Source organism: Streptomyces sp. NPDC025721, from assembly GCF_055558595.1.
In genome coordinates this window covers 252,481-273,643 of record NZ_JBVHMF010000005.1, presented here as the reverse complement: position 1 = coordinate 273,643, position 21,163 = coordinate 252,481, and the positions used below count along the sequence as shown (strand labels likewise).

At 69.6% G+C, this 21,163-nt stretch carries 14 protein-coding genes and 1 tRNA gene; 8 read left to right on the top strand and 7 right to left on the bottom strand.

Features of this window, described 5'->3' with window-relative positions:
- The first annotated feature begins 4 nt into the window (after window positions 1–4).
- The 4 genes from ACZ4EF_RS10735 to ACZ4EF_RS10720 all read left to right on the top strand — a co-directional run bounded on the left by ACZ4EF_RS10735 (window position 5) and on the right by ACZ4EF_RS10720 (window position 11,166).
- Entirely contained in the window at window positions 5–6,763 is a 6,759-nt protein-coding gene (locus tag ACZ4EF_RS10735) for a DEAD/DEAH box helicase (protein WP_467503893.1), read from the top strand.
- Window positions 6,763–8,904 carry a UvrD-helicase domain-containing protein gene (locus ACZ4EF_RS10730; protein WP_467503891.1) on the top strand — a complete coding sequence of 714 codons (2,142 nt, stop codon included), beginning with the start codon at window positions 6,763–6,765 and terminating at the stop codon, window positions 8,902–8,904. Before ACZ4EF_RS10735 ends, ACZ4EF_RS10730 begins: the two co-directional genes overlap by 1 nt.
- Window positions 8,905–9,001: 97 nt before the next feature.
- A complete protein-coding gene (locus ACZ4EF_RS10725; protein WP_467503889.1) occupies window positions 9,002–10,378 on the top strand; it encodes an AAA family ATPase in 1,377 nt (458 codons plus the stop codon).
- Window positions 10,379–10,422: 44 nt separating this feature from the next.
- Window positions 10,423–11,166, top strand: coding sequence for an HNH endonuclease (locus ACZ4EF_RS10720; protein WP_467503887.1), 744 nt, complete (start codon window positions 10,423–10,425; stop codon window positions 11,164–11,166).
- 752 nt (window positions 11,167–11,918) lie between these two features.
- Here the strand turns inward: ACZ4EF_RS10720 and ACZ4EF_RS10715 are convergent.
- Window positions 11,919–12,686 (bottom strand): IclR family transcriptional regulator, encoded by a 768-nt coding sequence (locus tag ACZ4EF_RS10715; protein ID WP_467503885.1) that lies wholly within the window; start codon window positions 12,684–12,686, stop codon window positions 11,919–11,921.
- Window positions 12,687–12,953: 267 nt separating this feature from the next.
- Between ACZ4EF_RS10715 and ACZ4EF_RS10710 the strand changes: the two genes are divergently transcribed.
- Window positions 12,954–13,475, top strand: coding sequence for a hypothetical protein (locus tag ACZ4EF_RS10710; RefSeq protein WP_467503884.1), 522 nt, complete (start codon window positions 12,954–12,956; stop codon window positions 13,473–13,475).
- A gap of 210 nt (window positions 13,476–13,685) precedes the next feature.
- Here the strand turns inward: ACZ4EF_RS10710 and ACZ4EF_RS10705 are convergent, their stop codons facing one another.
- Window positions 13,686–13,910, bottom strand: a complete 225-nt coding sequence (locus tag ACZ4EF_RS10705) for a helix-turn-helix domain-containing protein (protein ID WP_467503883.1) — start codon at window positions 13,908–13,910, stop codon at window positions 13,686–13,688.
- Window positions 13,911–14,027: 117 nt separating this feature from the next.
- On the opposite strand from ACZ4EF_RS10705, the gene ACZ4EF_RS10700 reads away from it, so the two are divergent.
- Window positions 14,028–15,029, top strand: coding sequence for a hypothetical protein (locus ACZ4EF_RS10700; protein WP_467503881.1), 1,002 nt, complete (start codon window positions 14,028–14,030; stop codon window positions 15,027–15,029).
- A 95-nt stretch (window positions 15,030–15,124) separates the two neighbouring features.
- A complete protein-coding gene (locus ACZ4EF_RS10695) occupies window positions 15,125–16,927 on the top strand; it encodes a hypothetical protein (RefSeq protein ID WP_467503879.1) in 1,803 nt (600 codons plus the stop codon).
- A gap of 245 nt (window positions 16,928–17,172) precedes the next feature.
- Here the strand turns inward: ACZ4EF_RS10695 and ACZ4EF_RS10690 are convergent.
- The 3 genes from ACZ4EF_RS10690 to ACZ4EF_RS10680 form a co-directional block, all read right to left on the bottom strand.
- Window positions 17,173–17,257 (bottom strand) — tRNA-Leu (locus ACZ4EF_RS10690).
- Window positions 17,258–17,417: 160 nt separating this feature from the next.
- Window positions 17,418–18,083 carry an NAD(P)-dependent oxidoreductase gene (locus ACZ4EF_RS10685; RefSeq protein WP_467503877.1) on the bottom strand — a complete coding sequence of 222 codons (666 nt, stop codon included), beginning with the start codon at window positions 18,081–18,083 and terminating at the stop codon, window positions 17,418–17,420.
- Window positions 18,084–18,205: 122 nt separating this feature from the next.
- Window positions 18,206–18,559, bottom strand: a complete 354-nt coding sequence (locus ACZ4EF_RS10680) for a chorismate mutase (protein WP_391119403.1) — start codon at window positions 18,557–18,559, stop codon at window positions 18,206–18,208.
- Window positions 18,560–18,636: 77 nt separating this feature from the next.
- Here ACZ4EF_RS10680 and fdhD point away from each other — a divergent pair, with 77 nt between their 5' ends.
- Entirely contained in the window at window positions 18,637–19,482 is an 846-nt protein-coding gene (gene fdhD, locus ACZ4EF_RS10675) for a formate dehydrogenase accessory sulfurtransferase FdhD (RefSeq protein ID WP_355339355.1), read from the top strand.
- Between the two features lie 57 nt (window positions 19,483–19,539).
- Here the strand turns inward: fdhD and ACZ4EF_RS10670 are convergent, their stop codons facing one another.
- Window positions 19,540–20,073 carry a DinB family protein gene (locus ACZ4EF_RS10670; protein ID WP_401719362.1) on the bottom strand — a complete coding sequence of 178 codons (534 nt, stop codon included), beginning with the start codon at window positions 20,071–20,073 and terminating at the stop codon, window positions 19,540–19,542.
- Window positions 19,988–21,073 (bottom strand): bile acid:sodium symporter family protein, encoded by a 1,086-nt coding sequence (locus ACZ4EF_RS10665; RefSeq protein WP_467503975.1) that lies wholly within the window; start codon window positions 21,071–21,073, stop codon window positions 19,988–19,990. Before ACZ4EF_RS10665 ends, ACZ4EF_RS10670 begins: the two co-directional genes overlap by 86 nt.
- Between the last annotated feature and the right edge of the window lie 90 nt (window positions 21,074–21,163).

Genomic DNA, 21,163 nt, shown 5'->3' with positions numbered 1-21,163 from the left:
AGCCATGCTTCCCTCCCTGGCCGCCGAGGATCTGCGCCGTGCCCTCGCCGCGTACCTGACGACGAGCTTCGCGCTCGCCGACGATGACGTCCGCGAGGAACTCGAGGCATTCCTTGAGCGGCCGGAGAGCCGGCTCTTCCGGGGCCCGTACCTCCGTGTCCGTACGCCCTTCCGGTACGCGCCCCCCGGCTGGGAGAAGGCTCTGGACTGGTCGCCCAGCCTCCGCCCCTACACCCACCAAGCGACCGCCTGGCAGCGGCTGTCCAGCAAGTCGGGCCACGCCCCCGAGCCGACGATCGTCACCACCGGCACCGGCTCAGGAAAGACCGAGTCGTTCCTCGTCCCGATCCTCGACCACTGTGCCCGCGCCCGTGCCGCCGGGATGAAGGGCGTCAAGGCGCTGCTGCTCTACCCGATGAACGCGCTGGCCGACGACCAGGCCCGCCGTATCGACGACCTTCTCGCCGAGAATGCCGCCCTCTCCTCCGTCACCGCCGGCATTTACATCGGCGGTGCATCCGGCAACCGCCCCCCGGACGACGAGGACGAGAACGCCCCCGGCTCCTACGCCCGAGAGTCCGGCGCAAGCACTGTCACTCCCGCCCAACTGTCCCCCGACAGCAGGCTGATCACCGACCGCGAGGCCATCCGCGCGAACCCGCCGGACCTGCTGCTCACCAACTACAAGATGCTGGACCTCCTCCTCCAGCGCATCCCGGACGTCCCGCTCTGGCAGGACGGCGGGCTGACGTACGTCGTCCTGGACGAGTTCCACACCTACGACGGCGCCCAGGGCACCGACGTGGCGATGCTGTTGCGCCGCCTGGGCGCGGCCACCGGCAAGGCCGAGCCGAGACGCCCCCTCGGCACGATCACCCCCGTCGCCACCTCCGCCACCCTCGGGGGCGGAACCGGCGGAGCGGGCGCAACCAATGGAACCGGCGCCGTCGGCCTCGCCGCAGCCACCAGCGGCACCCCCTCTGCCGAAGCGGCCCCCACCCTCGATGGCCCCCAGAAGTCCGACCGCGAACTCCTCCTCGAATTCGCCGAGAAGGTCTTCGGCACCCACTTCCCGGACGCCGCCCTCATCGGCGAGGACCGCCAGTCGCCGGGCGAGTTCGTCGCCGAGCCCGACTTCCTCCTCCCGGTGCCCTCCCCGGCCGCCCTCGCCGCCGTCCCCGACCCCCTCGACGACCCGTCCGCCCTCCACCGACTCGCCGAACTCGTCGTCGGCAGGGACTTCGCGGACCCGATCCAACTCGGCGAGAAGCTCCGCCAGCACAACCTCATCCGCGCCCTTCTCGACGTCGCGGGCGACACTCCCGTCACCGTCCCCGAGATCGCCCGCGAGTTCGCGAAGCGCGGCGGCGGCGCGGCCTGGGACGAGGCGGCCCGGACTGACATCGACCTGGTCGCGACCGGCCTCGCGCGACTCCTCGCACTGGTCTCGACCGCCCGCGCCTACGACCCGATCGCCGACCGCACCATCCCCTTCCTCCGCGTCGAGGCCCAGCTCTGGGTCCGTGAGGTGCGCCGCGTGATCCGCGCTGCGACGCCGACGCCCCACTTCCGCTGGTTCGACGACGACGGCCCCACCGGGGACACCCGGCCCAACCCGGCCAACCTCGCCGTCTACCCGTCCGCCGAGGTGGACAGCACCGCCGACGCCGACACGGACCCGTATGCCCCCGGCGACGGCGCCTCCGCCCTCACTCCGGACGGCCCCGTCCCATTCGTCCGCCCCGTCGGCCCGGCCTACCGCGCCCACCTCCCCGCCGTGTACTGCCGCCACTGCGGACGCTCCGGCTGGGCGGCGCTCTCCACGGATCTGGAGTGGCAGCAGCTCAAGACGAAGCCGTTGGAGATCTACCGGGCCTCCGCCCAGGGCAATCGCGCCGTCCGCTGGATGATCCGCGCCAGGCCCGGCGAGCACACCCCCGTCTTCCTCCACGCCGAGGAAGCCGAACTGCGCACGGTGCCGAGCAACGACACCGTGCCAGTCATCACCGTCGCCGGGCCCGTCCCCGCCAACGCGGGCGACAAGTGCCCCTCCTGCGACCTGACCGACGGCATGCGCTTCCTCGGTGCGGGCACCGCCACCCTCGCCTCCGTCACCACCACCCAGCTGTTCTCCGACCGCGGCCTGAGCGACGACGAGCGCAAGCTGCTGGTCTTCACCGACTCCGTCCAGGACGCCACCCACCGGGCCGCGTTCATCGCCAACCGCAGCTTCGGCTTCACCTTCCGCGGACTCCTCGCCGAGCAGCTCAAGCCGGGCACCCCCGTCGCCGTACACGACCTGGCCACCGACGCCGCCGAAGCCGTGGTGACGGCGGCGGAGAAGGGCGAGATGAGCAAGCTCGCCTCGATCGTGCCGCCCGACCTGCGCGACAACCCGGAGATCCGGACGCTCCTCAGCGGTGACGGGTTCAGCGACGCGGGCGCGTACATGCTGCAGGACCGCATGGTCTTCCAGACCCTGCTGGAGTTCGGCCTGCGCTCACGGCTGGGCCGTACCCTCGAACTGACCCGGACCGCCGCCGCCGAGGTGCACCTCCCCGACGCCGCCGCCGTCGCGGCTCTGCTCCGGGAAGCCCATCAGCGCCTCCCGGGGCAGATCACTCTCCCCGCCGACGACGCCGACTACGTCGTCTACCTGCGCGGCCTGCTGGAGCGTATGCGCCTGCGTGGGGCGCTGTTCCACCCCTGGCTGAAGGAGTATATCGCGCAGGCCGGTGCCCGGCGCTGGCCGATCTGGGGCGGTCGGCCCACGGGTATGCCCGCCTTCCCGCGCGGCCTGGCCGCACCGACGTTCCCGGTCCTCGGGCGCCTCGGCACCTCCGAGTTCGACTCGCTGGCCCGCGACAACACCTGGTTCGCCGACTGGGGGCACCGCACCCTCGGCTGCGAGCGACGCGAGGCCCGCGCCCTCGCCGAACAGGCCATGAAGCTGCTCGCGCAGCGCGAGGTACTGGCGACCTATCCGGCCGAGGGCGGCTCGACCGTCTTCGCTCTCAGGCCGCGCACCATCATGGTGCACAGCCTCGCCACCGGCCCGTCGTCTCCCGACGACGGCAACGGGGCGGACGGGGCCGGGGCCGACGGAACCGGCGTCAACGACCACGGCGTCCGCTGCGACAGCTGCACCTGGCGGCAGACCGTCCCGCCCGGCCGGCGCGAGGACTGGCTCGGCACGCCCTGCCTGCGCTTCCAGTGCGGCGGCACCTTCACCACCGACGACCGCGACTACAGCGACGACTACTACCGCCGTCTCTACACGGTCGACCGGCCCGGCGACGTCCTCACCGCCGAGCACACGGGCGCACTCAGCCGGGCCCGCCGCGAGGAGGTCGAGCAGGCCTTCAAGAACCGCCCCTCGCCCTTCGACCCGAACGTACTGACCTGCACGCCCACCCTCGAACTCGGCATCGACATCGGCGACCTGTCCGCCGTGCTGCTCGCCTCCCTGCCGCCCGCACCCGCCAACTACGCGCAGCGCATCGGCCGCGCCGGCCGCAGCACCGGCAACTCGCTCACCGTCACCTTCGTACCGCGCGGTGCCCGCAACCAGTACTACCTGCACGCACCCGAGCAGATGCTCGCGGGCCGGATCATCCCGCCGGACTGCTACCTCGACGCCTCCGAGATCCTGCGTCGCCAGTACCTGGCGTACCTGCTGGACCGGGCCGCCGACCGCGGCCTGTGGCGGGGGACGATGATGCCCGAGGAGCCCATGCCGCACCGCATCGGCGCCCTCTTCACCCGAGGGCTGGCCGAGGACGGCTGGTTCCGCCGCTTCCTGGACGTCGCCCACGCCCGCCACGCCGAACTCGCGTCCTCCTTCGTCGAGCTCTTCCCCGGCATGTCGGCCGAGGCCGAGCAGGGCCTGCGGCAGTTCGCGCAGCTGGAGCTGGAGCAGACCGTCGGCCAGGCCGCCGCCGCGTGGCGCAAGCGCCTGGAGGCCCTGCGCTCCCGGTCCCGGCAGATCGGCCGGGCCTTCGACGCTCTGTCCACCGCCTCCGGGGACCGCGAACGCGACGAGCAGCGCCGCCAGCTCTACGCCGAGCGCAGGTCGGTCAACCGGCGCAGGGACGCCCTGGTCGGCGAGAACTCGGTCAACGCCATGGTCCGTCTGGGCCTGCTGCCCAACTACACGCTTCACGACGACGCCACGCTGCTCGACGCGACGCTGTGGTGGAAGGACGCCGACGGCGAGTTCCAGGACCAGTTGACCGAGTACGGGCGGGGCTCACGGATGGGCCTGCTGGAACTCGCGCCCGGCAACACCTTCCACACCGACGGCTACAAGTACATCGTCAACGGCCTGGACCTGGGCGCCGGTGAGGGCGACACCGCCTACGCCAAGTGGCGGCTGTGCCCCGAGTGCGGCTACGTCGCCACCGCCGAGTCCGGGCTTGACCTCACCGCCTGCCCGCGCTGCCTGACGCCGCAGATCGCCGATCCCGGCGCGCTCCACACCGTGCTCGTGCCCGAACGGGTCACCGCCCGCGAGCGGCGCGAGGACGCACGGCTCACCGACGAGCGCGACGAGCGGGAGAGGCGCCGGTTCAACGACGTCACGCTGGTGGACATCGACCCGGAACAGCACCAGGGACTGCGCGCCTGGAAGCGGGTCGGGGATCTGCCGTTCGGTGTGGAGTTCGCCCGGGTGGCCACCATCCGCACCCTCAACCTGGGCCCGGCCGCCGCCGCGGGCCCCGAGCACCAGATCGCCGGCGACGACGTCCAGGTGCCCGGCTTCGAGACCTGTCTGGAGTGCGGGGCCGTACGCGGAGTGCACCCCCAGGCATGGGACCGGGCCGCCCAGCGGATCGGTACCCGGCACGCGTACTGGTGCGGCCACAAGGACGACGGGATCGACGCCGAGACGGCGTCGATGCAGCGACTCGTCCTCGCGCACGAGCTGACCACGCAGGCGCTGCGGATCCTGCTGCCCGTCTCCACGATGGAACTGCAGACCCGGCTCGTGTCGTTCAAGGCCGCGCTGCTGCTGGGCATCACCAAGCACTTCGGCGGCGCTCCCGACCACCTGCGCGTCGTACCCGCGACCATGCCGGGCGGCACCCGGGAACTGCGCCGCCGCTTCCTGGTGCTGCACGACTCCATGCCGGGCGGCACCGGCTACCTGGAGCACCTCGCCGACGCGACCGTGCTGCACCGGGTGCTCACCCTCGCGCAGACCGCCCTGCGGGACTGCCCCTGCGGCAAAGAGAACCTGCGCACCCCCTGCCACCGCTGCCTGCTGCCGCACGTCAGCAGTAACGAACACCCCTTCGCGTCGCTGCGGGTCGCCAAGGAGCTCCTGGACGAGATCCTCACGGGCTGGGACACCGAGCGCGTCGACACCCTGTCCGGGGTGCGCATCGATCAACTCGCCGAGAGCGAGCTGGAGAAGCAGTTCGTCCGCACCCTCGTCGACTGGGGCAGCCGCCGCCCGGAGTCCGGCTCGGTGACGCCCCGCGCCGGGGAACGCGGCATGGAGTACGAGCTGCGCTTCACCCGCCCGGACGGCAGCGGCACCCGCTGGCTCTTCCAGGACCATGTGCGGCAGCTGACGTCCGCGCCCAGCGAACCGGACTATCTGCTGACCCGGATCGACGGGCCGTCGACGCGCATCGCGGTCTTCCTCGACGGCTACGCCTTCCACGCCAGCACCGGCATCAACCGGATCGCCGACGACGCCGCCAAACGCGAGGCACTGCGGGCCGAGGGCATGCAGGTGTGGCAGTTCACGCACGCGGACGTCATGGCCTGGAAGGCGGCGGTGGAGGGCACCGCGGACGACCGCGAGGTGCGCACCCCCGCCGAACCCCTCCTCGGTGAGGGCGCGCTGCGGACCGCCCGACAGATCCACCAGATGCTGACGGGCGGCGCACGCCCCGACGACACCCTGGACCCGGCACTGCGCAACCCGATCGAGACACTGCTCGCGGTGCTCGCCGAACCCGACACGGAGAAGTGGTCCCGCAGGGCGGCGGCGCTGATCAGCGGTTTCGCCGGGGGCGGAGCGGCACGGCAGCCGATCGACCGGCGTTCGGTGGGCGAGCGGCTGCCGGACGTGCTCGCGGGCGGACCCCTGCCGGTCGCCGGCAACCCGGCCGCCGCCGACGCCATCGCGATGGACGTCCGCACCCTGGGCGGGCTGCGCGTCATCGGACTGCTCGACCGGCGGGCCGAGCCCGCGACCGGGCAGCCCGGGATGTCCGCATGGTCGGCCTTCACCGTGCTGGACGACCGCGACGAGGCGGTCGCCGAGCCGGGCCACCGGGCACGGTGGGCCGACTGGCTGCGGTGGTCCAATCTGCTGCAGCTGCTGACGGGCGACCGAAGCGCGGCACTGCCGCGTTCCTTCCACCAGGTCGCGATGTCCACGGCCGGGCAGCTCGACCCGCACACGGTCGCCCTCCTCACGGGTGCGCTACCCACGACCACGGGCCTGCCCGACGAACTGCCGGAACCCTGGGCGGAGGCGGTCGAGTGGGCCTCCTCGCAGGCCGAGGAACTGCTGTTCGCCCTGTGCCGGGAAGCCCGCACCCGTCACTTCGGCGCCCCGGAGGTCGGCTTCGAGCTTGACGACCGGGTCGCACAGCAGGCAGAACTCGCCTGGCCGGACGCCAGGGTGGCGGTGTTCCTCGACGTGGACGAGCACCGTGACACCGCGTTCGCGGAGGCCGGCTGGCACGTCGTACACGCCGAAACAGTTGATGTGGCCGAGTTGGCCGAGCGTTTGGAGAATGTGTGATGTCCAAGGCCCAGGTCGTCATGGCGGACGTCTTCGGCAAGTACTACGACAAGCTCGACGGGTCGGTCCAGGCACAGGTCCTGCAGTTCATCATGAAGATGCAGCGCGACCCGGACGCCAACGGCCTCAACCTCAAGCCGCCGAAAGGCGCCGAGGACAAGCGGGTGCGCACCGCCAGGATCAACGACAACTTCCGCGCGGTGCTGATGCACTATGCCGACCGGATCTACTACCTGGTCGCGGTGCTGCCGCACGACGACGCCTACACCCTCGCGTCCCACATCATCTTCGACATCAACAAGGTCACCGGCGGCGTCGAACTGATCAACCTCGCGAGCCTCCACGGCACCCTGAGCGGGCAGCCCGCCCAGGCACCTGCCACCGAGGAGCCGTCCGTCTTCGCCCAGGTCTCCGACGCCGACTTCGATCGGCTCGGCGTGCACCCCTCTGTCGTACCGGCATTGCGGGAGATCCGCAGCATCGACGCGATACTCGGCTTCGTCGAGCACCTGCCCAAGCTCGCCAGGGATGTGATCCTCTGCCTCGCCGACGGCATGACCGTCGAGGACGTCTGGGAGCACGTCAGTTCGGTCGCCGCGACCACTGACACCATCGACCCGGACGACTACGAGGCCGCCAACGAGCGCCCCGCGACCAAGGAGTCCTTCGTCGTCACCGGCGACGTCGCCGAGTTCGGCCGGATCATGTCCGAGCCGCTGTCGGCCTGGCGGATCTTCCTGCACCCGGCCCAGCGCGCCCTGGCCGAGCGCAAGACCCCCAACAAGGGCTCGGTACGGGTCACCGGCGGCCCCGGCACGGGCAAGACCGTCGTCGCCCTGCACCGGGTCAAGGCCCTGGCCGAACGGCTGCCGCCCGGCCAGGCGATCCTGCTCACCACCTACACCACCACGCTCGCCGAACTGCTCCGCTCGCTCCTTGAGGACCTCGGCGGCACCCAGCTCACCGCGAAGGTGGACGTCCGCAACATCGACAAGGTCGCCTACGGCATCGCCAAGGAGGTCTTCGGCGCGAAGACCCCCAAATCCCTCGGGGACGACGAGATCCGCAGGCGCTGGGAGGACCTGGCCGAGGAACAGCAGCCGCACCGCTGGGACGCGCGTTTCCTGGAGGCCGAGTGGAAGCAGGTCGTGCTCGCCCAGGACGTGCGCAGCCGCGACGAGTACCTCGTCGCCAGCCGGGCCGGTCGCGGCCGACGCCTCAACCGCCCGGAACGGGCGCAGGTGTGGGGGCTGATCGAGGCCTTCGAGCACCGGCTGGACGCGGCCGGTGAGGTCGGCGTCACCCAACTCGCCGCGCAGGCCGCCCGGATCGCCTCGGGCTGGAGCGACGAGACCCGCCCGTACCGGCACATCGTCGTGGACGAGGCCCAGGACCTGCACGCCGCGCACTGGAAGCTGCTGCGGGCGCTCGTCCCGGTCGGCGAGGACGACCTCTTCATCGTCGGCGACGCCCACCAGCGGATCTACGACAACCGGACCACGTTGAGCGCCCACGGCATCAACGTGCGGGGCAGACGCTCCAGGCGACTGACCCTGAACTACCGCACGACCCGTCAGATCCTCGGAACGTCACTGAGCCTGCTGGGCGATGCGAGCTTCGACGACCTCGACGACGCGACCGAGGACCTGGGTGGCTACCGCTCCGTTCTCGGCGGGGCGAAGCCCGAGTTGACCGAGTACCCGAGCACGGCCGCCGAACTCGCGGGCCTCGCCGGACGGGTCGGGGAGTGGCTGGGCGAAGGGCTGAGGGAGGACGAGATCGTCGTCACCGCCCGGACCAACAAGCTCGCGGACGCGGCGGTGGAGGCATTGCACGACGCGGGGATCAAGGCCGTCAGGGTGAAACCGCGACAGACTCCGGCGATCGGTTCCGGGGTGCACGTGATGACGATGCACCGGATCAAGGGCCTGGAGTACCGGGCGGTCGCGATCATCGGAGTGGGCGCGGACCACGTGCCGCAGCCCGGCGCCGTCACCCCGATCTCCGAGGACCGTACCCAGCACGACCGGGACCTGCAGCGCGAGCGCTCGCTGCTGTTCGTCGCGGCCACCAGGGCCCGCGAACAACTGTCCATCACCTGGGCCGGACCACGCAGCCCGTTTCTGGAGGGCAGCCACTGACCTGCAGTGACGCGACACAACGCCGCCGCGTTAGAGTCACCACGGAGTCGGCCGTCGTCCGGCTCTCACCTCAGAACGGGATCCGGGCGGACGAGACATGTACTTGAAGAACCTTCGCCTACGGAACATCAGGTCGTTCCACGGTGCACGCGACGTCGACCTGGACCTGACCAGGCCCGACGGCTCATACGCCGGCTGGACGGTTCTGGCGGGCCGCAACGGCTCAGGGAAGACAACCCTGCTGCGCGCGGTCGCCCTGACGATCAGCGGACCTGCAGTGGCCCGCAGTCTCGTCCCCGGGTTCGACACCTGGGTCTCGCGGGACGAGACGGTAGCGAAAGCCGAGGTGTGCCTGGTCCATGACCCGGAGCAGGACCAATTCACTTCGGGGCGGCGTCCGGTCCGACCCATCTGGGCAGGACTGCGCTGGACGGCGGCGGAGCAGACGTCACTCTCCGGCAAGCCGGGGTCCAGCAGGGCCGGGCAGCCGGCGCTGAACGCCATCGGCTACCAGAAGGAACGCCCCGTCGCCCAGCGCGGCCCATGGGCGGACAATCCGGTGGGATGGTTCTGCGCGGGGTACGGTCCCTTCCGCAGGCTCGCCGGGGGCTCGAGCGACGTCCAGCGGCTGATGTCCAGCTCAGGCGCGGTCGCCCGGCTGACTAGCCTCTTCCACGAGGACGCGTCGCTGGCGGAAGGCGTGAGCTGGCTCATCGAGCAGCACCTGCGCGCGTTCGAGGACCGCGACGGCGCCCGGGACCTCAAGGCGGCCGCCCTGGCCATTCTGGGCGACGACCTGCTGCCCGACGACTACCGGATCGACAACGTCGACTCCGAGGGCCTGTGGGTCGTCAACCGAAACCATCGCTTCCCGCTGCGGGAGATGAGCGACGGCTACCGCACGGTGGCGGCCCTCGTCGTGGACATCCTCAAGCAGATCCACGACGCCTATGGCCAACTTGTCCTGGATACGACGGACGGCACGCCGAACGTTCCGAGTTCCGGGGTCGTCATCATCGACGAGATCGACGCCCATCTGCACGTGTCCTGGCAGAAGCGCATCGGTGGCTGGCTGAAGGCGCACTTCCCGAACATCCAGTTCATCGTCACCACACACAGCCCCTACGTCTGCCAGGCGGCGGACCCGGGCGGACTGATCCGGCTGCCGGGCCCCGACGAGGAGAGCCCTGTGGAGGTCGTGCCCCAGCACCTCTACGACCGCATCATCTTCGGCAGCGGTGACGACGCCGTACTCTCCGACCTGTTCGGGCTCGACACCCCTTACTCGGACCAGGCCGAACAGAAGCGCGGGGAACTCCTCGCGCTGGAACTGAACGTCGTGCGAGGCCGGGCCAGCGAAGAGGAAAAGGACCGGTACCGTCACCTGAAACGCAAGCTGGCCAGTTCACCGGCAACTCGCGTCGACGAAATCGCAGCAGGGCTCCACTCTCGCCGTCCAGGGCACGATTCATGATCCGAGTCACGAGGGTGTCCCTCCCGCAGACGACGCTGACTTTCATGGCTGGCTACACCGGTGACATCGGGCAGGCCGCGGCACCCAAGACGCGAGCGGGGCAGTTATGGAAGCACACGTCCGTCCGCAGGCACATACACCCCGTGCTGAAAAGCGCCCTCGCGGCTATGGCACCCGGGCTGGAGAGGTGCATGTACTGCGGGGACAACCAGGGCACGGACATCGACCACTTCGAGCCCGTCCGTGTCAATCCGTTACGGACCTTCGACTGGGACAACCATCTGCTGGCGTGCTCCCTGTGCAACAGCCACCTAAAGCGTGACCTCTTCCCCCTCGCCGACGACGGTACGCCCCTGCTCATCGACCCGAGCAGTGAGGATCCCGCTCCGCATCTACACCTCTCGCTCGCTGCCGGCGAATACCTCGATCTCACCGATAGGGGTACCGCGACGATCAAGGTCTTCGGTCTCAACCGGAGAATCCTCGTCCGGGGACGGCTCAATGCTTACCGGATCACCTCGCTTCTGCTGAACCAGTGGCGTTCGGCCTTCGAGAAGGACGACCTGGAGGAAGCGGCCGCCTGTGCGGCAACCATCTGGGAGCAGCCCACCGCCGACGTTGTTCATGCCATGTTCCACCAAGCAGTCGTCCCGGGCGCCGAGGACATCTTCACCGACGAGTCCGACACCCTCGCTCTGCTGCGCGATCCGGTGATCCGTACCGGACTGCTGGGCACCGCTAGGTCAGCGCCCTGCGCAAGCACGTTTCTCGCTGAGAACTTACCTTGAGAGAAGAAATGGGAGGACGCCGCCGTGAAGCTGAGTTCGGCGGTCGGTGACATCACGGAAGTGGCCGACTGCACAGTACTCGGGTACCGGTCGCTGAAGTATCCGTGCGGCTTGCTGCTGCCCAGACAAAGATCAGATTTGCCGCATTGAGCTCTGAGATGAAGCCTGCCTCTCCCAGGACGCGAGTGGCCGGTTAAGCGGCCACATGTCAGGATCGGACTGTGCCTGCTTTCCTGGACGCCGCCGAAAGTTCGAGGTGCCCTACCGTGCCGCCGCCCAGGATGCGGCGGGTGGTGTTCGTCGCGTTGCTGAGCTCGGACGGGCGGCTTGCCCTGGTGGCAGACGACACGCCTGGAGCTGTTCCCCGATGGGTGCTCCCGTCAGGACCGGTCCGAGCCACAGAGCCCTACCGTGAGGCAGCAGTGCGCGTGCTCCACGATGTGGTCGGCGCGATGCCGGTGCGCGGGGGCGCCGTTGAAGGATGCCGTTGGGCTCAGGTGCCTGTGCCCACAAGTCGGAGCCGTCGAGAAGCACACGTGTTCATCTTTCGTCTCGCTGCGGCTGGTGCTCCGCCAGAGCATCTGCCCTGGAGGGGAGCGACACGCTGGACGGGGCCTAAGCAGTGGCAGGAGCTGTGCACGCGGTGCGATCTGCCAGATGTGGATGTGCTGTTGACGGGATACCTGGAGGGGTGGATCCCGGATGGGCGGATCACGTTGGGGCCTTGAGTCCCGGCACCTCGGCACCCGCTGTCACTCTGCCCTGGCGATCGTGATGGCGGTCTCCTGCAGAGCCGTGGCGACCGCTGGCATGTCCTGTTCACGCAGACGTACGGCGGGTGCGTACACGGAGATCGCGGCGAGCGGTTCCCCGATGCGGTTGCGGATGGCCACGCCTACGCCGTGCAGGTCGTGTGCACTTTCCTCGAGGTCGGCCGCCCATCCCCGGACTCTGACTTCCTCCAACTCCACCTCAAGTAGCGGCCACTCAGTGATGCTTCCTGCCGCCATGGCAGGGAGCGCGGCCGGGAGTGTCGCGCGTACATCTGCCGAGTCGCGCAGTGCGAGCAGGGCCTTGCCCGCCGCTGTGACGTGGGCGGGAAGCTCCTGTCCGAGCGGAACGCTGACGCGCAGGACATGCCGGCACTCGACTCCGTCGAGTAGTCGGACGACGGCCGCATCCAGGGAGTACAGGCACACCGTCTCCTGCAGCTTCTCGGAGAGCTCCTCCAGGGGTCTGCGCGCCTGTCGTCGGACGTCCAGCTGGGCGATCGCAGCCAGTCCCATGCGTACGAGCTGTGGCCCCGCTGAGTATCCGTGCTGGCCAGGATCGTGGCGCAGGAAACCCGTGCGCTGCAGGGTGACCAGGATGCGGTGTGCGGTGGATCGCGAGATACCGAGCTCCCGGGCGGTTTCGGTAACACCGATTTCCCCCCGGTCATACGCCAGGACGAGAACATCCAGGGCCTTCGTCACCGACGCCAAGGCCTCTGTCGCCGACAGATGCTTGCCATCCACCATGAAGGAACCGTAACGCTCAAACGTTCCCGGAGACCGGGAGCTTCGACAGAATCCACACGTCAGAGTTCTGGGATTGCACGTCTCACAGTTCCGGTGCGGCACCGCACGAACCCGGCGGGCCAACTGAGGTCGAGTCCTGCGCCAACCCCGACCGGACTTGCCATGCTTGAGCGCACTGCTGACCATTTGATAGCGCCTCACAGGAACTGCGTGCGTGCCACAGTGTGCCATCCCTACACTGACAGCGACCTTCCTTAGGAGTTCGCTATGGCGGGATACCGGACCAGCGCACCTGCGCCAGACAAGGGTGTCTACATCGGCCAGGCCCGGCATACCGTGAAGGAGCTGATCACTTCACTGCGCGGCGAGTTGGCCACATTGGAAGCTGTGTACACGATGATGTGCCAGAGCGTCGAATCCACCGATGTTCGCGAAGGGCCGCCGGACACTGGCGAGGACGCGGAAGCCGCCCAGCCTTCCCGCGAGGGTTCGTCTGACGTTTCTGTCGTCGACGAGGACCCTTCGTCCGAAGATGCGCGCCCGGGCATGGGCGCTCGGACCCTGGGGCCACCGCGTAACGGAAGCATGCGCGATGCGATCCTCACACTCCTGTGCGCCGCCCAGGAGGCAATGTCCATCACCGATATCGCGGCGGCGGTGCGCCCGGGAGCGGACGCGACGGTCCGCTCATCCGTAGGAAAAACCCTCAATCGCATGAAGCAACTTGGCGAGGTGGAAAACCTAGCACCGGGGATGTTCCGGGCCGTGCTGTCATCCCGGGCTGCTTGATCCATCCGAGAACGAGCCCAACCCAACAAGCGGGCCTCCCTCGATTAGCGGTCGAGGGAGGCCGCCAAACACGCGAACGGACGCTTCTCCTAACAGGGTTCCGGTCCGTTGCGCACGATCACTCTAGCGCTCCCACAGGTGCCGCTATAGGGCGTCTGCGTCATTCTGCAGTTGAGCGTGCACGACTGACCTCAAATAGGCAATTGGGAATCAGTCATGAGCACATAGGGTCGCATTCGATCCGGACCAGAGCGCGAAACCCAGGGCGCGCTCCAGTCGGCAGACTGTCAGCACATCCGGCCAGGTGGCGCCCGCCAGCAGATCGCCGATGGTCTGTCTGCCGACGTTGCTCTGGGCGGCCAGTGCACGCAGCGAGAGCTCCGGCCTCTCATGCAGGGCGGCGGCGAGGCGGCGGGCAATCGTCTGGACCACCACCGCGGCGGGCTCCCCGGCGATCCGGGCATCCGGCCACTCCTCCGGATCGACAGCGTAGCTCCGTGGGGGCGCCGTACGCGCTCGGCCTCCGGTCATAAAGATGCGTTCCTTCAGATCGTGATCAACACTGACACCAGTGGCCGGTTAACCGGCCGCATGTCATGGGCCTTGCGCCTGGAGGTCGCTGTGTCGAATCGCCTGCTGGCCTACGCCCCGAAGGCGGAGACGGTGCCGCCCGCCCAGTGGCGCCGCATCGCTCCGGTCGTCCGATCGCTGGGATTCATGGCCGTCGCAGCGGGACCCTACGGCCCAGACGTGGTCATGACGCCGCTCGCACGGCTGGTCGCCTGGGTTGAGACCCAGGGCCTCCCGCTCGAACCCTCGGTGATCCTTGACCAGAGCACCGTCGAACGGTTCATCCTCGTCGGCTGCCGCGACATGGCCGCCAACAGCCGCCGAACCTGCAGCAGCCAGCTGCGCCGGGCCTCCGAAGCACTCCTGCTGGACCAGCTCGGACAGCATCCGCCGATCCGACTGAAGGCCACCGCCGCCCCAGTGGCTCCCTACCCGCCAGCGGAAATCGCCTACTGGTTGATTTGGGCGCAGAGCCTGCCCACCCCCGCCCAGCGGCGCAACGCCTGTCTTCTGTTGTGTCTCGGCCTGGGTTGCGGGCTCGCCGTTGAGGATCTTGTGTACATTCGGGGGCGGGACATCCTTGCGGGCCCCACCGGCCGGGCACTGGTCAAGGTGCACGGGCGCCGTCCGCGCACTGTCGTATGCCGGTACGCCTACGAGGAGCTGCTGCTGGCGGAAGCCGCCCACATCCCGGCAGACGCTTACGCCTTCCGGCCGGACTGGCAGGACCGCACCAGCAAGCACATCGCATCGGACTGGCTGGCCAGGTACCCGCGGATCATCGGCCGTTGTGACGGTGCAGTGCTGCAGACCCAGCGGCTGCGCACGACCTGGCTCGTCGATCTGCTGAATGCAGGTATTCCGCTGAAGGTGATCCTCAAAGCATCCGGACTCGGGACCCTGCACAGCCTCTCGCGCTACCTCGTCTTCCTCCACGACGTGCCCGAAGCGGAGGCATCCGATCTGCTGCGGGGGGCGGCATGAGCAGGAAAAACCCTGAGGGCAAACCCTGCCGGCGTACCGGCCTCGCTTTACGCCCTGCACCGCAGGCCCCCGGCCGTACCCTCAGCGACCGCGTTGTGAGGCAGGTCTTCGACCTCGTGCGCCACAGCGGAGTATTGGAACGCCTTCCCTCCAACGAGCACCAGCCAGGCCCGAAGGGCTTCCCGTTCCGCACAGTGCTGATCGGCCTGATCCTTTCGCAGTACATGGGCAAGAGCGCGAACATCAACGACGCATGGGAGACGCTCTTCTTCGCCCTGTCTCCAGGGTCCAAAGCCCTCCTTGACGTCCCTGACGCCGACCTGCACATCCGCGAGGGCGCAACCCGAGAAGAAATCGACCGCGTCGCGCACCACCAGTACGCGACGTCGAAACGCGTCTACCGGTCCTGGTCCTCGATGACCCGGCGCCTCGACCCTGCACCGCACGACCGCCGCAAGCGACTGTCGCTCAGCGAGGCCAAGAAGATCCGACGGAAGTGGAATGCCCGCGACAACCAGGACATCGTGCGCAACCTGGAGGCCATCGCCCAGGATCTGATTCTCGCTCCGGTGATGGCTTCCTACCGGCGCGGCGACTTCGCTCGGTGGCCTGGCCACATCGCCGTCGACGACACTCCGGTGCCGGTCTGGGGCAAAGAGCCGGACTACCACCAGGACCGGGCCTCGCTTGAGATCACCGCCGGGATGTACGTGAAGGGAGGAGCGCAGAAGAAGTCGGGGCCCAGCGGCAAAGCTGCGGCCTCCACGAACACTGGCACCCGGCGCGGCACGGCAAACAAGCCAGTGCCTCGCAAGACCAAGTCGGCATGGGAGAAGAAGGCCAAGGCGCCGGAGAAGAGAGAGTTCCGCTACGCCATGATGGCCGCGTTCCCAGGCCATGGGCATGGCGACCCCGCCGGCGCTTACCCTGCGGTCTGCCTCGGCATGATCCTTCACACCCCGGGCACCGAACCCGGCCCGGCCGCCCTGCGCGCCATCCAACCGGCCCTCGAACGAGGCCTGGTCAAAGACCTGTTCTGTGCCGACCGGGGCATCACCCAAGCCAAGCCTCACAACCTGCATCTGCAGCTGCTCAAACTCGGCCTCAACGCGGTGAAGCACTACAACGACGACAAGGTCGACCGGCAGGGAGAGTTGCGCGGGATGCAGCTGGTCGGCGGCGAGTTCTACTGCCCGCTGATGCCCGCCCCGCTCATCACTGCAGGCGCCACATACATCGACAGCCGCACGGACGAGGACCGCGCCCACGCACTCAACCTGATCCAGTCCCGGAAGGACTACCAGACCAAGATCAAGGAATACGGGCCCGCGGGGGACCAGCGTCGACAGTGCCCCGCCCTCGGGCCGCACGCCACGGTCACCTGCTACCGCCGGTCCCAACCACGCCCATCCACCGTCGTCGACCTCGACGCCCCCACTGTCCGTACCCCGGAAGCCCTGCCCACCATCCCCAGGCCCAAGCGGGACACCCCCGTCTACCCCGACATCTGCAGGGGGAAGAGCATCACCGTCCCAGGCGCCGTGTTGGCCAAGTGGCGGCAGAAATACCCCCTGTTCACTCCTCTGTGGCAGGAAGCCTGGTCCGGACTGCGCAGTCAGAACGAGGGCGGCAACGGCAACCTCAAGAAGTCCGCCCTCGACAGCATCGACAATCCTCAGCTCCGCCTGCCGCACGGACGCGTCGCACAGACCCTGCTCAATGCCGTCATCATCTTCGTGGCGAACCTCAGAGCCATCCGACGGTTCCTCCGCGACCAGGGCATCCAGCCCCGCAAAGCCAGCCCGCAGAGCGCCGCAACCCAACCCGGTGAGCCCTCCGACCCGCCCCTGGCGCGATCGCTTCCGACCGAGCAGGCCGAGCCTCCGCCACGCGAGTGACACACCCCCGCCGCGCTCCGCCCCCTGAAAACCCCACATGCCTGCGCCACGGCTACCAGCCGTCGCGCAGGCATGTCCTGTTTCCGCAGGTGAGAGGCGCAGTACATGGACCGCCACCGCCTCACCCCCTCATCGAGCCGATCACGAGGCTCAGGGCCCCAGAAACGACGAAATACCGGCGAGTCACATGACTCGACCGGCAATTCGTGAACGCTTCGGGACGATCTCGTGAACGTCCCCATGGGTGTCCGAGGGGGGACTTGAACCCCCACGCCCGATAAAGGGCACTAGCACCTCAAGCTAGCGCGTCTGCCATTCCGCCACCCGGACGGGGTGTGGCACCGCGACCCGCGGGGCCGTGGTGACGGGGTCAACGATACCAAGGATTCGGAGTGCTTCTCACCTGGGATTGCGGCGGGCGGTCCGGCCGGGTGCGGGGCCCGGACGGACGCTGCGGAGCAGGTGGGGGCGGGTAGGGGCGGGTGGGGGCTCAGGTGGCGATGCCGATGGCCTGCTTGACGGTGGCGGGGTCGGAGAGGGCGTGGAGCATGAAGTGGGCGACGTCGGCGCGGGAGGCGAGGGCGCCGCCCCGGAGGTTCTGGTCGATGGCGGTGCGGTAGGTGGTGGAGAGCGGCTTGTCGGTGAGGCGGGGCGGACGGACGGAGGTCCAGTCGAGGCCGCTGTCGCGGAGGATGTCCTCCATGAGGGCGAGGTCGGCGAAGTGCTTGCCCAGGAAGAGCTTGCCCACGGGGGCGCCGACATAGCGCATGAGGGGGCCCTCGCCCGGGTCGTGCTTGGGCGGGTTCGGACGGCCGGGCGACGGGGTGGTGGAGACCGGCGCGGCGCTGACGACGACGATCCGGCGGGCGCCGGTGGCCTGCATGGCCTCGACGATGGCGCGGGTGCCGACCGAGGTGATGCCGGTCTGGGCCCGTGAGCTGGGGCCGAACGCGGACAGGACGCCGTCGGCGCCCTCGACCGCGCCGCGCAGCGCGTCGGCGTCGGGGTGGGTGAGGTCGGCGGTGACGGAGTGGACGTCCTGGGTGAGTCGCGCCGGATTGCGGACGACGGCCGTCACGTCGTGTCCCGCGTCGACCGCCTGATCGACCAGGAGCCGGCCGATCCCCCCGGTCGCCGCGAAGATCGTGAGCTTCATGTGGTGGCTCCCTGTGTGTGCGTGTGCTGTGCCAGGTTCAACGCGGCGCCCCACCACCGGGTTTCGGGGTGCGGGCGCCGGGCACTTGACGCACGGTCAGGAGCGGCCGTTCAGGGGGCCGGTCAGGAACCGTTGTTCGGGGCCTGCTTCGGACGGGCGGCGATGGCACGGTGGTGCCGTACGACCTCGTCGATGATGAAGTTGAGGAACTTCTCGGCGAAGGCCGGATCGAGCTTGGCGTCCTCCGCGAGGCGCCGCAGCCGGGCGATCTGGTCGGCCTCGCGGGCCGGGTCGGCGGCCGGGAGGTGGTGGGCGGCCTTCAGCTCACCGACCTGCTGGGTGCACTTGAAGCGCTCGGCGAGCAGGTGCACCAGCGCCGCGTCCAGGTTGTCGATGCTGCCGCGCAGGGCGCGGAGTCTTTCCAACGCCTCCTCGTCGCTCACCAGTGAGTGCTCGGCGGTCGGCTGGTCGCTCATCTCGGTCTGCCATCCTGGTCGGTCCGTGGTGCACGGCGGCGAGTTCCCGATCACCCTACCTATGTCACTCTTGAGGCATGGGACGGGTCACCGAGCGGCGCCGCGTACTGCGGATCAGGGACGGCGTGGCGGGGCACCGCGCGGACACGCTGGTGGCCGAGGAGCCGCTGGAGATCCGGCTGAACGGCAAGCCGCTCGCCATCACGATGCGCACACCCGGCGACGACTTCGCGCTGGCCACCGGCTTCCTGGTCAGCGAGGGCGTGCTCGCCGCGGCCGACGATGTCAGGTCGGTGGTGTACTGCGCGGGCGCCACCGCGGACGGCGTGAACACGTACAACGTCGTGGACGTCCAGCTCGCGCCCGGTGTCCCGCTTCCGGACATCTCGCTGGAGCGGAACGTTTATACGACGTCGTCCTGCGGGCTGTGCGGCAAGGCCAGCCTGGACGCGGTGCGTACGGCGACGCGGCTGCCGATCACCGATCCGGACTCCCCCAGGCTCACCCCGGCGCTGCTGTCCTCGCTGCCCGACCGGCTGCGCGCCGCGCAGGCCGTCTTCGACCGCACCGGCGGGCTGCACGCCGCCGCCCTCTTCGACGAGCACGGCGAGCTGCTGGACGCGCGGGAGGACGTGGGGCGGCACAATGCGGTGGACAAGCTGGTCGGCCGGGCGCTGCGCGAGGGCCGGCTGCCGCTGGCGGGACACATCCTCATGGTCTCGGGCCGCGCCTCGTTCGAACTGGCGCAGAAGGCCGTGATGGCGGGCATCCCCGTACTGGCCGCCGTCTCCGCCCCCTCCTCGCTCGCCGTCGATCTGGCCGCGGAGTCCGGTCTCACCCTCGTCGGCTTCCTGCGCGGCAACTCCATGAACGTGTACGCGGGCGAGTCCCGTATCGCGCTCGCGGCGGAGCACACCGGGTGACCGGGTAATCGGGTCATCGGGGCACCGGCTCATCGGGTGATCCGCTGAACGGGGCCGTCAGCGGCCGACATCCCCGTCGTACCGCTCGCGGATGATGTCGGCGTGGCCCGCGTGCCGCGCCGTCTCCTCGATCATGTGGACCAGCACCCAGCGCAGGGACGGCGGCGGGGTCTCGCGCAGGGAGCGGGCGCCGGGGCGTTCGAGGTCGGCGCAGGCGGCGACGGTCTCGTTGCTGCGCAGGGCGGCGGCGCGGTAGGCGGCGATCAGTTCGGCGCCGCTCTCGTCGTCGGACGGCGGGATCTCGTCGTCCCGCAGCGGGAGGTCGGCGCCCTCGTAGGCCCAGACGAACCAGTTGAACTCGACGGCCGTGAGGTGCTTGACCAGGCCGAGGAGGCTGGTGCCCGAGGTGACGCCCGGCGCCTTCGCGACCTCGTCCGGCACGCCTTCCGCCTTGGCGACGACGGCCTCCCGCAGATAGTCGAGGAAGCTCAGCAGCGTCGTCGGCTCATCCGCGTTCAGCCCCGGCGGGCGCAGGTCGCCGCGGAGCGGCGGCGGGTCCGGCTGGTCGCGTGGCGTCGTCGTCCTGGTCATCGCGCCACGCTACCTCCGGGTCGGGCCGGCGTGCCCAGCGTTTCGCGATCACCGCGCAGACCATGAGCTGCATCTGGTGGAAGAGCATCAGCGGCAGTACGGCGAGCCCGGCGCCGGACCCGAACAGCACGGTGGCCATGGGCAGTCCGGACGCCAGGCTCTTCTTGGACCCGGCGAAGACGATGGTGATCCGGTCGGCCCGGTCGAAGCCGAGGCGGCGCGCGCCGAAGGAGGTGAGACCGAGCATCAGGGCGAGCAGCACCGCCTCCAGGACGAGCAGTTCCGCCAGCCGCGGCACCGGGACCTTGTGCCAGATGCCCTCGGCCATGCCCGCGCTGAAGGCGGTGTAGACGACCAGCAGGATCGACCCGCGGTCGACGTAGCCGAGCACCTTGCGGTGCCGGATGAGGAAGCCGTTGATCCAGCGGCGCAGCACCTGCCCGGCGACGAAGGGCGCGAGCAGTTGGAGGGAGATGTCGAGCAGCGCGTGCGCGTCGACGCCGGAGTCGCCGCCGATGAGGGCCGCGGCCAGCAGCGGGGTGAGGACGATCCCGGCGAGGCTGGAGAAGGACCCGGCGCAGATGGCGGCGGCGACGTTGCCGCGGGCGATCGAGGTGAACGCGATCGAGGACTGGATGGTGGACGGCAGCAGGCACAGGAAGAGGAAGCCGGGGTAGAGCTGCGGCGCCAGGACGTACGGGACCAGGCCGCGGGCGGCCAGGCCCAGCAGCGGGAAGGCGACGAAGGTGGCGGCGAGCACGGTGAGGTGCAGCCGCCAGTGGCGCAGCCCGGTCAGCGCCTCGCCGGTGGACAGCCGGGCGCCGTAGAGGAAGAAGAGCAGCGCGACCGCGCCGTTGCTGGCACGGCTCGCGGTGTGCGCGGCGGTCCCGGTCGCGGGCAGCAGCGCGGCGAAGGCGACGGTGGCGAGCAGGGCCGCGATGTACGGGTCGACGGGCAGCCGCTTGAGCAGCCCCGACCGCTTCGGGGCCCGCGGCGCGATGTCTGTCGTGGCGGCCTGCGGCGCGGTGTCTGGCGGGTCCTGCGGCGCGGTATCTGATGGCACCGCTCCAGCATCGTCGGGGCGTCGGCG